Below are 11500 nucleotides of genomic sequence, written 5' to 3' on the forward strand. Positions count from 1 at the left end.
GCCGGCCCGCCTGGGAAGCGTCCGCAGCCGCCCGAGGCGCGGCAGCGTCGGAAAGCGAGCACGCCTCCATAGCGGCAGCCACCCCGGAGGCGGGCGCATCGGAGGGCCGGCCCGCCTGGGAAGCGTCCGCAGCCGCCCGAGGCGCGGCAGCGTCGGAAAGCGAGCACGCCTCCATAGCGGCAGCCACCCCGGAGGCGGGCGTGTCGGGGGCCGGGCCCTCGTGGGGAGCGGTCGCGGTGCCTCGGGGGGCGGAGGGGTCGAGGAGCGCTCCGGGCTGGGGGGTGGGGGTGAAGACCTCTCGGGCGAGGGTGTCCGTCACCAGGGCTTCCAGCTCTGCCGCGCCGGGTGCCTGGTCCCAGGAGTCCAGGGACGGGTTGAGGGCGGAGGCGGCGAGGTCGGCGGCGGTGGCGAGGGCGAGGGGCGGGCAGTGCAGGTGGGCGGTGCACAGGGGGTCGGCGGGGTCGGCGGCGCCCTCGGCGAGGGCGCGGACGAGGTGGTGGAGGGCGTTCGGGTCGCCGCGGTCCGGCAGGACGTCACCGACCGCGGCCCGCAGGCGCGCGGCGACCGCCTCCGGGCCGCCCGAGGGCAGCGGTCCCCCGCGTGCCCGGGCGCCCTCGGTCAGCGCGTCGAGGACGGTGTCGAGCAATGGCCGCAGGGCTGGGGGGCCTTCAGGGCCTGAAGCGAGCGACGGCGGTGTGCTCATCGTGTCCTCCCGGGCGCTGGGCAAGAAGGACTTCCAGCTTGTACGCGGATGAGGCGTGGCGCCCGAAAAGCCCAACGACTGGAACCCGAAAGGGGGAACTCGCGTGCGGGGAAAGCGTGTCGGGGGCGGTGTGCCGGGAGTGGCGGAGTAGGGGGCGTCGTTGCGGGTCCGTCGGACCGGGGCGGCCCGGGTGGCGACGCCCCCCTCGGTGTCGCGCGGCTAGACCTCCTGGGCCCCTCGTACTCGCAGCGCCCGTGCCAGGTCGTCGAGTTGGTCGACGAGCTTGCGGCGCAGCGCGGGGATCGGCTCGCTGTCGCGCAGGCACTCCTCGCCCAGTCGCAGGGTGTCGGCGTCGACGGCGTGGGCGGGGAAGGCGTAGCGGCCGGCGGCGTCGGCGATGGCGGGGCCGCGCCGGGCGGCGACGGTGACCGCGTCGGCGTAGTAGCGCGGTACGTACTGGCGTACCAGTTCGGCCTGTTCGGGCTGCCAGAAGCCTTGCGCGGTGGCGGTGAAGAGGTAGTTGGACAGGTCGGCGGCCTCGTCCGTGGTGAACATGGCGTTCCAGGCCCGTTCCTTGGCCTCTTCGTCGGGCAGGGCTGCCCGGCAGCGGGCGGCGCCTTCCTGGCCGGTGGCGCTGGGGTCGCGCGCCAGTTCGGCGGCGATCTCCGCCTCGTCGACGGCGCCGAGGACGGCGAGGCGGCTCAGGACGCGCCAGCGCAGTTCGGGGTCGAGTTCGGGTCCGCCGGGTACGGTGCCGTCGGCCAGCCATGCGGCGATGGTCTCGGGGTGGGCGGCGACGTCGATGAAGTGTCGTACGGCGATCAGTCGCAGGCCGGGGTTGTCGCCGTCCTCGGTGCGGCGGATGAGGTCGCGGCACAGGGAGGAAAGCGTGGCCAGGGCGGCGGGTCGTGTCTCGGCCGGGAGGTAGCGGTCGGCGACGGAGGCCGTGGCGAAGGCGAGGACGCCCTCGACGATGGCGAGGTCGGTCTCGTGCGGCAGGTGGGTGCGGGCGGTCTCCAGGTAGGCGCCTGGGGGCAGTTCGCCGTCGCGTACGGCGTCTCGCAGGGCGTTCCAGACGACCGCGCGGGTGAGTGGTGTGGGCAGGCCGGACAGGCTGGTGCGGAGGTTCTGGAAGGACTCGGGGTCGAAGCGGACCTTGGCGTAGGTCAGGTCGCCGTCGTTGAGCAGCAGCAGGGCGGGGCGCTTGCCGATGGGCTGCGGGGCCGTGAGCGGTACGTCGAGGTCCAGGCGTTCGCGCAGCACGAGGTGGCCTTCGTTGTCGCCGAGGTCCAGGTCGTACAGGCCGACGGCGATGCGGTGGGGGCGGCTGCCGGTGTGGTCGACGGTGAGGGTGTAGGTGCCGTTCTCGCCGCGTGTGACGGCGGGGGTGAGGGTGTCGACGCCGGTGGTGCGCAGCCAGGTGTCGGCCCAGGCGTGGACGTCGCGGTCGGTGGTGGCGGCCAGGGAGTCGATGAAGTCGGCGAGGGTGGCGTTGGCGAACTTGTGCCGGGCGAAGTGGGTGTTGATGCCGGCGAGGAAGTCCTTCTCGCCGAGCCAGGCGACGAGCTGGCGCAGCGCGGAGGCGCCCTTGGCGTAGGAGATGCCGTCGAAGTTGAGCAGGGCCGCGGCGGTGTCGTCGACGGCTTCGGGGGCGACGGGGTGGGTGGAGGGTCGCTGGTCGGCGTCGTAGCCCCAGGCTTTGCGGGCGACGCCGAAGTCGGTCCAGGTGTCGTGGAAGCGGGTGGCTTCGGCGCAGGTCTGGTAGCCCATGTACTCGGCGAAGGACTCGTTCAGCCAGATGTCGTCCCACCAGCGCAGGGTGACGAGGTCGCCGAACCACATGTGGGCCATCTCGTGGGCGATGACCATGGCGCGGGTCTGGCGTTCGGTGTCGGTGACGGCGGAGCGGTAGACGAACTCGTCGCGGAAGGTGACGAGTCCGGGGTTCTCCATGGCGCCGGCGTTGAACTCGGGGACGAAGGCCTGGTCGTAGGAGTCGAAGGGGTAGGGCTCCTCGAACTTCTCGTGGAAGCGGTCGAAGCAGGCGCGGGTGACGTCGAGGAGTTCGTCGGCGTCGGTGTCGAGGTAGGGGGCGAGGGAGCGGCGGCAGTGCAGGCCGAAGGGCAGGCCGCGGTGTTCGGTGCGTACGGAGTGCCAGGGGCCGGCGGCGACGGCGACGAGGTAGGTGGAGATCAGCGGGGTGGGTGCGGCGTGCCAGTGGCCGTCGCCGAGGTGTTCGGTGATGCCGTTGGCGAGGACGGTCCAGTCTTCGGGGGCCTTGACGGACAGGTCGAAGACGGCTTTGAGGTCGGGCTGGTCGAAGGCGGCGAAGACGCGCTGTACGTCCTCCATGAACAGCTGGGTGTAGACGTAGGTCTCGCCGTCGCTGGGGTCGGTGAAGCGGTGCATGCCCTCGCCGGTGCGGGAGTAGCGCATGGCGGCGTCGACGCGCAGTTCGTGCTCGCCGGGGGTGAGGTTCTTCAGGGGCAGCCGGTTCTCGTCCAGGGTCTGCGGATCGAGGGGTTGTCCGTCCAGCGTGACGGAGCGCAGCTCGGCCGGCTTGATCTCGACGAAGGTGTCCGTGTCCGCTTGGTCCGCGCGCTTGGTGAACTGGATGACGGTGCGGGAGTCGAACGTCTCGTCCCCGGTGGTCAGGTCGAGTTCGATCGTGTAGCGGTGGACGTCGAGGAGACGGGCACGGATCTGCGCTTCGTCGCGCGTGAGTACGGACATGCAGGACATGCTGCCTGATGGGGGTCACGGCGCACAGGGGTGGATCAGTACGTACGTTATGTCCGGTCCGTGGCCGACGTCTGGGCCGGGCTGTCGCGCTGTGGTGGGACGCGGACGTCGGGGTGGGGCAGGGCGGGGCCGGGGCCGGGTTTCCCGGTGCCGGGTTCGTCCTTGACGAGGGCGCGCAGCTCTCGGACCTCCTGGGCCAGGGCGCGCTGGCGCTGGTAGGAGTCGTAGAGGTAGCGGACCTTGGTGCGCAGCGCCCAGGGGTCGGTGGGCTTCATGACGAGGTCGGCGACGCCGAGCCGGAAGGCGGCGGAGGTCAGTTCGTGGTCGGCGCCGAAACCGGTGAGCAGGATCACGGGGATGTGCTGGGTCTGTTCCAGGCGCCGCAGGTAGCGCACGACGTCCAGGCCGCTGACGCCGGGCATGCGGACGTCCAGGAGCAGCAGGCCGACCTGTCCGCGCAGCACGTGTTTGAGCGCCTCGTCGCCGCTGGTGGCTCGGGCGAGCCGGTAGCCCAGTGGGGCCAGGGCGCTCTCCAGGGCGTACAGCGTGTCCTCGTGGTCGTCGACGATGAGGATCTTGGCATCCGACGGCATGGCCCGACGTCCCTCCCGCTTGGACATCCAGGGTATGTCCGGGGGCGCTGACGGGGAGTGCGTGTCAGCTGACATGGAGTGCACAGCGCAGCATGCCCGGCACGGGCCGCCGTGTCACTCCTTCGGGAGGGTTGCCCGGTTCATTTCGCCGTGGGCGCAGCGCCGTTGATCGTCTCCTCGGCGATGCTCTCGTGGTGCCGGATCACCTCGCCGATGATGAAGTTGAGGAATTTCTCGGCGAAGGCCGGGTCGAGTTTGGCGTTCTCGGCGAGGGTGCGCAGGCGGGCGATCTGCCGGGTCTCGCGGGCCGGGTCGGCGGGCGGGAGCTGGTGCTTGGCCTTGAGGTGGCCGACCTGCTGGGTGCACTTGAAGCGTTCGGCGAGCATGTGGACGACGGCCGCGTCGATGTTGTCGATGCTGTCGCGCAGCCGGGCGAGCTCGTCGCGGACGGCGGGGTCGATGTCACCGCCGGACGGGTTGCTGGTGGTCATGGGGGTTCAGCCTACGGGAGCCTTGGTGAGCTGGTCGTTCCCGCCGATCAGGGCAGGACCGTCGGGGCCGGGGTGTGGGTGTTTCGGCTCACCGGGTCGGGGAGGCCGGGGGGTGGCGGGGTGCGGTGGGGAAGCGGATGGAAGCCGTGCCTCAGCGGTGGAAGGGGCAGCCGTCCGCCCAGGGCGCCGGGTGGCGTGTCGCAGTGGCGGCTGGGAACGGACGGTGCCCCGAGGCCGTGCCGGGGGCACCGTCACGGTGTGGGGTGCCGGTGACGGCCGTGTGAACTACCGGGCCGGACGAGCGAGTTGGTGCGGTCGGCGGCTTCCGGTTCGGCCGTCACGGGTCCGCGGGCCCGCTGTGCTCGCCGTGCGTACCGGGGCCCTGTGGCGCGGGAGGCGGTCGGCGAGGCGCTCAGGCCGCGGGTACGGAAGACGGCCCGGTGCGGGGCCGGCGAGGCCGGTGCCCTTGTCCGCCGGGCCGTCTGACGCACCCCTGGTGCGGCGGTCGCCTACAGGGCGCTCGCCGCGCGGGCTATGTCCTTGGCGAAGTGGCTCACCTCGGTGTAGATGCCGGGCACGCCGGTGCGGGCGCATCCGTCGCCCCAGCTGACTATGCCGACCTGGATCCACTTGTTCGCGTCGTCCTTGCGGAACATGGGGCCGCCGGAGTCGCCCTGGCAGGTGTCGATGCCGCCGCGCTGCCAGCCGGCGCACAGTTCCTCCTTCGACACCAGCCGGTTTCCGTAGTGGCGCTTGCAGGTGCGGTCGGTGACGAAGGGAACGGTGGCCTTGCGGAGCTTGGTCGTGCCCGTGTTGGCTCCTTCCTTCATGTCGCCCCACCCGGCGATCGTGAACATGCCGCGGTTGTAGCGGTCCGTGGTGGCGATCTTCAGCGTCGGCTTGTCGATGGGCCGGGCGAGCTTGATCAGCGCCCAGTCCTTGCCCTCGCCGTTGTAGCCCGGGGCCATCTTGACCTTGGTCGACCTGACCTTGATCGCGGAGGATGAGTTGAGGTCGTTCACGCCGGCGGTGACGGTGATGCTGGTGTCGTTGCCGGACCCGTTCATGCAGTGGGCGGCGGTCAGGACGACGTCCTTCTTGTAGAGCGCCCCGCCGCAGCCCATCGAGAGATGGACCATGAACGGGAACTCGCTCTGCGCGGCGGGCGTTCCACCGACGATGCGGGTGGACGCGGCGTTCGCGCTGAGGGGCTGGAGGGAGGCGACCGCGAGGGCGACGGCACCGACGGCCGCCGCTCTCTTGGCCAGGGTCGTGCCGCTTCTCTTCGGCAGGCTGTGTGTCAACATACGTCCTTTCATGGCGTGTTGAGCGGCCCGCAGTATGAAGATCAGGTGGCATGTCTGACAAGGACCGATCTCACGTTCCGGGTGTGGAACCTCGCCGGGGAATTTCCCCTCCCCTCCCCGTAGAGTGGAATCGGGTTCAAGGCGCCTTGGGGGTACGGCCGTGGCGAACGGCGGACCGGTCCAGCACGGCTTCCCGCACCTGGAGACGGTGCGGGCCTCGATCACCGCGCTCTACCGGCGGCTGTCGTACGACACCGTTCGCACGTTCGCGACCAGCGTGGCGCCGGCCGATGTGGCGTTCTGCGACACCGACGACCTGTATCTGGGCTCGCAGCGGGTGGCCCACGAGCTGGTGCGGCACTACCGTCTCCCGGACGCCCGGATGATCGTCAGCTTCCGTGAGATGACGCATGCCGCGAACGTCGAACTGGCCGCCGGGCCCGAGTACTTCGTCGAGCTGAACGACCGTTTCCGCACCCATCGGCGGGACATCGGGGCGGCGCTCGCCCACGAGGTGATGCACGTGTACCTGCACCGCCTGGACCTGTCCTTCGCGGGGACGCGGGACAACGAGATCCTCACGGACACGGCGACGACGTACCTGGGCGCGGGCTGGCTGCTCCTGGACGCCTACCGGGAGGACGCGGCCTCCTCGCAGAAGCTGGGGTATCTGACGCCGGAGGAGTTCGGGTACGTGCTGGCCAAGCGGGCGCTGGCCTTCGGCGAGGACCCGTCGGTGTGGTTCACCAGCCCGCAGGCGTACACGGCGTACGGCAAGGGCATGGCCGAGGCCCGCCGTGACGAGGAGCAGCCCCCGCTGACGGCGGCGGGTTGGGCGGGCCGCCGCCGCTATGCCCGCGACCGGCGCCACGCCCAGGACCACGGGGTCGGCCCCCGCGAGGGGGTTCCGTACGCGTTTGCGCCGGGCGGACAAGGGCGGGGCCCGCTGCGGGTGTCGTTCCGCTGCCCGACCTGTCAGCAGCGGATCCGGGTGCCGGTGCGGGGCAGGGTCAGGGCGCGGTGCGGGTTGTGCCGGACGGTGCTGGAGTGCGACACCTAGGGCCTGTCGTCCGGATCATGCCGGCGTCGCGGGGTGCGGCGCGCTCGGGTGGGCTCAGAGGCGCAGTTGCTGTCGGCCGAGCTGATCCGAACGACCGGCCCCGGGCACCGCTCGCCGACGTCAGTGGTGGTCCCCGCCGGTGATTTCGCGGTGTTCCTCCACCGTGGGCTTGGCGATGTACGTGGTCGGTCCGAACATGGCGCGCGCCAGCCTGGCCCGCACCCGGTGGGACGGTTTGATCCGGCGCCGGACGCCGTTCGCGTCGACGCGTGGGCCGGTCTCGTAGGGCTGGAGCTGTTCGTGCTGGGTGAGGGTGAACAGCTGCGCCTGCGAGAGCTGCTCGTGCACCTCGACGTACTCGCCCTGCGGCAGCCGTTTGATGGTGCCTGTCTCCCTGCCGTGCAGTACCTTCTCCCGGTCGCGGCGCTGGAGCCCGAGGCAGATGCGCTTGGTGACCATGAAGGTCACGACCGGCGCCACGAACACCGCGATCCGCACGAACCATGTGATCGCGTTGATGGACAGATGCAGATGGGTGGCCACGATGTCGTTGCCGCCACCGATCAGCAGCACGGCGTACAGGCTCAGCCAGGCCGCGCCCAGGCCGGTGCGCACGGGCATGTTCCGCGGCCGGTCGAGGATGTGGTGCTCCCGTTTGTCTCCGGTGATCCACGCTTCCAGGAACGGGTACAGGCCGATGGCCAGCAGGATCAGCGGGAAGAGCGAGAAGGGGATGAAGACGCCCAGTGCCAGGGTGTGGCCCCAGGCGTTGATCTCCCATCCCGGCATCACCCGGATCAGTCCCTCGGAGAAGCCGAGGTACCAGTCGGGTTGGGCGCCCGTGGTCACCAGGTCCGGTCGGTAGGGTCCGAACGCCCACACCGGGTTGATGCTGGCGATGCCGCCCATGATCGCCAGTACGCCGAAGACGAGGAAGAAGAAGCCGCCCGCCTTGGCCATGTACACCGGTAGGAAGGGCATGCCGACGACCGTTTTCTGGTCGCGGCCGGGGCCCGGGTACTGGGTGTGCTTGTGGTAGAAGACCAGGATCAGGTGGGCGACCACCAGCCCGAGCATGATCCCGGGCAGCAGCAGGATGTGGATCGGGTAGAGCCGGGCGATGAAGTCCTCGCCGGGGAACTCCCCGCCGAAGAGGAAGAACGCCACGTACGTCCCGACGATCGGGATGGACAGGATCGCGCCGTGGGCGAACCGCAGACCGGTGCCGGAGAGCAGGTCGTCGGGGAGGGAGTAGCCGGTCAGGCCGGTGATGATGCCGAGCATCAGCAGCGTCCAGCCGAACACCCAGTTGAGCTCGCGCGGCTTGCGGAAGGCGCCGGTGAAGAACACCCGCATCATGTGCACGAGCATGCCGGCGACGAAGACCAGGGCGGCCCAGTGGTGGATCTGCCGGATGAGCAGCCCGCCGCGCACGTCGAAGCTGATGTCGAGGGTGGACTCGTACGCCCTGGTCATCAGGACGCCGTTGAGGGGCTCGTAGGTGCCGTTGTAGACGACCTCGGCGGTGCTCGGTTCGAAGAACAGGGTGAGGTAGACACCGGTCAGGATCAGCACCAGGAAGCTGTAGAGGCAGACCTCGCCCAGCATGAAGGACCAGTGGTCCGGGAAGACCTTGCGCATGTTGGCCTTGGCCAGCGCGTACAGGCCGAGTCGTCCGTCGGCCCAGTCGGCGACCCGCTCGCCCCTGCCGGGCGGAGCCGACCGCCGCGTCGCCGCCTGCTCGTTCTCCGATCGTGCGCCGTGCATACGTCGTCGCCTCCCCGTCGGATCAACCACAGGGTGACACGGCCGTGCCCGGTCGGCCAACGGGGCGAGCAGCCGGGTGAGCCGCCGAGGCGGGGCCCCGGGGCGGGCGCTACCCGCGTACGATCCCCTGCGCCCGCGCCGCGACCAGCCACTTCGGGAACTCGCCGAGCAGGCGGTCGTACAGCTCGGAGTCGGGGACCTTCCGCGGCTCGGGGCCGGCGTGGAAGAAGCCGGCGTTGTCGACGACCCGCTTGTCCGGGACGGACAGCTCGTCGAGCTTGCGCAGGTACTCGAACTGTCTGCTGCCGGGGTCCCCGAAGCCGATGAACTGCCAGAACAGCGGCAGCCGTGCCGCCTTGCACAGGTACCGTTCCGCCGCGAGCTTGTTGATCGGCCCGCCGTCGGTCTGGAAGACGACCAGGGCGGGCTCCCGCGTGCCGCTGTCGAGGTAGTGGTCGATGACGGCGTCCATGGCGAGGTGGTAGCTGGTCTTGCCCATGTGACCGAGCCCGGCCACGATCCGCTCGATCCGGCCCTGGTGGTCGGCCAGCGCGATCTCGGTCTCGGCGTCGACGTCGGTGGAGAAGAACGCCACGGGCACGGTCCCGTCGTCGTCGAAGTGCGCCGACAGCCCGAGCACCCGGTCGGCGAGCGCCTGCACGCTGCCGTCCTTGTAGTACGGCTTCATCGAGCCGGAGTAGTCGACCACCAGGTAGACCGCGGCCCGCACACCGTCCAGCCCGTTCCTGCCGAGTGACACCCCGGCGCTCTTGTACAGGTCGACCAGCGCGGGCGCGGTCTCCTCGATCTTCCTGAGACTGATCGCGGCCATGTGTCTCCCCCTCACGCCGTTGATGCCTGCTGAGGTTACGTCACCTTTTGACCCCGCCTCTCCCCTCGTCCCCAGGGGTTCGCTATTTTGATCGCCGCCGTCCCCACCGGCTCTTCGTTCGCCCAGTCCCCTAGGAGCCGGCTGTGGAACCCGAGTCCACCAAGCCCACCGAAGCCGTGGTCACCACATGTCACCGCCACCCGAAAGTGGAGTCCCACGTCCGCTGCACCCGATGTGAGCGGTACATCTGCCCGGACTGCATGCGGGAGGCGGCCGTCGGCCACCAGTGCGTGGAGTGCGTGAAGCAGGGCGCCCGGTCGATGCGGCAGGCTCGGACGATCGTCGGGGGCCGGATCTCGACCACACCGCTCGTGACCTGCGTGCTCATCGGGCTCAACGCGCTCGCCTACCTGGCCGAGGTGGTGCGACCCGAGATCCTGGACCGGTTCGCGATGGTCGGCGCCCGGCTGATCGGCCCGGACGGCGCCTCCTACCTCTACGTGTCCGGCCACCCGGCGGACTTCCAGGCCGAGGGCCTGGTCGCCGGGCAGTGGGACCGGATGCTGACCAGCGGGTTCCTCCACACGCCGCCCACGGAGGGCACGTTCGGGCTGCTGCACATCGTGATGAACATGCTGGCGCTGTGGCAGCTCGGCCGGATCGTGGAGCCCATGCTCGGCCGGATCCGGTTCCTCGCCCTCTACCTGCTGGCCACGCTGGGCGGCTCGGTGGCCGAGCTGCTGCTCACCGAGGCGCACGTGGAGACGGTCGGCGCGTCCGGCGCGATCTTCGGACTCGGGGCCGCCTACTACGTCCTGGCCCGCCGGGTCGGCGCCGACATGCGCCCCGTCAACCGCTTCATGGTGTTCCTGCTGCTGTGGCTGCTCCTGTCCGCGAGCCTCACCTCCTGGCAGGGCCACCTGGGCGGGCTGCTGACGGGGGCCGCGGTGACGTTCGCCTACGCGTACGCTCCGCGGGGTACGCGCCGGACGCCGGTCCAGGCGGCGGCCTGCGTGGGTGTGCTGGTGCTGCTGGTGGCGGCCACCGCGGTGAAGGTGTCGGAACTGACGGGCGGAGGGATGGCCCAGTGAGACGTACGAGCATCCTGCTTTTCGCGGCGGTCCCCGTCGCGCTCACCGCGGGCGCCTATTTCCTCGTGCCCACGGACTCCGCCGAGAGCCCGGCGGCACCCACCGTCGCCACCGCGCAGCAGGCCGCCCGCCAGGAGGCCAAGAGCCGTGCCGAGCAGGAACGGTCGGCGGACGACAAGCTGATCGCGAGCCTGCCGGCCGGGCTGGCCGCCCCGGCGAAGAGGGAGCTGGCGCACCGGCTCGTCTCCAGCGCCGAGAACTCGACGCTCGACTGGCGCGGCACCTACGGTTCCATCGAGGACCTCGACGACGGCCAGGGGTACACGGCCGGCACCATCGGTTTTTGCACCGGCACCCACGACCTGCTCGCCCTGGTCGAGAACTACACCAAGGACCACCCGGACAACCGGCTCGCCGCGTACCTGCCGGCGCTGCGCGAGGTGGACGGCACCGACTCGCACGAGGGGCTGGACCCGGGCTTCACCGCGGCCTGGAAGGCCGAGGCCCGGGAGCCGGCCTTCCGTGCGGCGCAGGACGCCGAGCGCGACCGCGTCTACTTCGACCCGGCGGTCCGGCTGGCCAAGCTCGACGGGCTCGGCGCGCTGGGCCAGTTCGTGTACTACGACGCGATGGTCTTCCACGGCGCCGGCATCGACGAGGACGGCTTCTACGTCCTGCGGGAACGCGCCCTGCGCAAGGCTCAGGCCCCGTCCGAGGGCGGCTCCGAGACGGCGTACCTGGACGCCTTCCTCGACGTGCGCCGCGCGGCGATGCTGGCGAAGCGCCCGAACGCCGACACCACCCGCATCGACACGGCCCAGCGGCGGTTCCTCGCCGACGGCAACCTCCGGCTGCGGACGCCGCTGGTGTGGCAGGTGTACGGGGAGACGTACCGGGTGCCCTGAGGGGGGTCC

General features: G+C 70.8%; 9 protein-coding genes and 1 pseudogene. 3 read left to right on the top strand and 7 right to left on the bottom strand.

Translation table 11 applies throughout. From position 1 onward, the window contains the following. From ACFYNL_RS06375 to ACFYNL_RS06395, 5 genes and pseudogenes are all read right to left on the bottom strand, one after another. A pseudogene (locus ACFYNL_RS06375) lies at positions 1-703 on the bottom strand (aspartate aminotransferase family protein); the annotation flags it as partial. 219 nt (positions 704-922) lie between these two features. After that, positions 923-3436, bottom strand: a complete 2514-nt coding sequence (gene pepN / locus ACFYNL_RS06380; protein ID WP_388797558.1) for an aminopeptidase N — start codon at positions 3434-3436, stop codon at positions 923-925. Positions 3437-3492: 56 nt separating this feature from the next. After that, positions 3493-4038 (bottom strand): two-component system response regulator, encoded by a 546-nt coding sequence (locus ACFYNL_RS06385; protein WP_388797561.1) that lies wholly within the window; start codon positions 4036-4038, stop codon positions 3493-3495. A gap of 140 nt (positions 4039-4178) precedes the next feature. Continuing rightward, entirely contained in the window at positions 4179-4529 is a 351-nt protein-coding gene (locus ACFYNL_RS06390) for a chorismate mutase (RefSeq protein WP_388797564.1), read from the bottom strand. Positions 4530-5038: 509 nt separating this feature from the next. Next, complete coding sequence (locus ACFYNL_RS06395) at positions 5039-5836, bottom strand: S1 family peptidase (RefSeq protein ID WP_388797567.1); 798 nt, start codon at positions 5834-5836, stop codon at positions 5039-5041. A 160-nt stretch (positions 5837-5996) separates the two neighbouring features. On the opposite strand from ACFYNL_RS06395, the gene ACFYNL_RS06400 reads away from it, so the two are divergent. Next, the gene (locus ACFYNL_RS06400) at positions 5997-6896 is read left to right on the top strand and encodes a hypothetical protein (protein ID WP_388797570.1); all 900 of its coding nucleotides are present in this window, start codon (positions 5997-5999) and stop codon (positions 6894-6896) included. Between the two features lie 120 nt (positions 6897-7016). Here ACFYNL_RS06400 and ACFYNL_RS06405 read toward each other — a convergent pair whose 3' ends face one another. Then, positions 7017-8663, bottom strand: a complete 1647-nt coding sequence (locus ACFYNL_RS06405; RefSeq protein WP_388797573.1) for a cytochrome bc complex cytochrome b subunit — start codon at positions 8661-8663, stop codon at positions 7017-7019. A gap of 109 nt (positions 8664-8772) precedes the next feature. Next, on the bottom strand, positions 8773-9495 hold the full coding sequence (locus ACFYNL_RS06410) for a vWA domain-containing protein (protein WP_388797576.1): 723 nt from the start codon (positions 9493-9495) through the stop codon (positions 8773-8775). A 143-nt stretch (positions 9496-9638) separates the two neighbouring features. Here ACFYNL_RS06410 and ACFYNL_RS06415 point away from each other — a divergent pair, with 143 nt between their 5' ends. Together ACFYNL_RS06415 and ACFYNL_RS06420 are read left to right on the top strand one after the other, a co-directional pair. Further along, positions 9639-10586, top strand: coding sequence for a rhomboid family intramembrane serine protease (locus ACFYNL_RS06415; protein WP_388797579.1), 948 nt, complete (start codon positions 9639-9641; stop codon positions 10584-10586). Continuing rightward, a complete protein-coding gene (locus ACFYNL_RS06420; RefSeq protein ID WP_388797581.1) occupies positions 10583-11491 on the top strand; it encodes a chitosanase in 909 nt (302 codons plus the stop codon). Before ACFYNL_RS06415 ends, ACFYNL_RS06420 begins: the two co-directional genes overlap by 4 nt. The last annotated feature ends 9 nt before the right edge of the window (positions 11492-11500 follow it).

The organism is Streptomyces sp. NPDC007808 (genome assembly GCF_042868655.1).
Lineage (GTDB): Bacteria > Actinomycetota > Actinomycetes > Streptomycetales > Streptomycetaceae > Streptomyces.

Bases quoted from the DNA above. Each gene is read 5' to 3' on its own strand.
- ACFYNL_RS06410 (WP_388797576.1), bottom strand. From the start codon at position 9,495: ATGGCCGCGATCAGTCTCAGGAAGATCGAGGAGACCGCGCCCGCGCTG.
- ACFYNL_RS06390 (WP_388797564.1), bottom strand. From the start codon at position 4,529: ATGACCACCAGCAACCCGTCCGGCGGTGACATCGACCCCGCCGTCCGC.
- ACFYNL_RS06385 (WP_388797561.1), bottom strand. From the start codon at position 4,038: ATGCCGTCGGATGCCAAGATCCTCATCGTCGACGACCACGAGGACACG.
- pepN (WP_388797558.1), bottom strand. From the start codon at position 3,436: ATGTCCGTACTCACGCGCGACGAAGCGCAGATCCGTGCCCGTCTCCTC.
- ACFYNL_RS06395 (WP_388797567.1), bottom strand. From the start codon at position 5,836: ATGTTGACACACAGCCTGCCGAAGAGAAGCGGCACGACCCTGGCCAAG.
- ACFYNL_RS06405 (WP_388797573.1), bottom strand. From the start codon at position 8,663: ATGCACGGCGCACGATCGGAGAACGAGCAGGCGGCGACGCGGCGGTCG.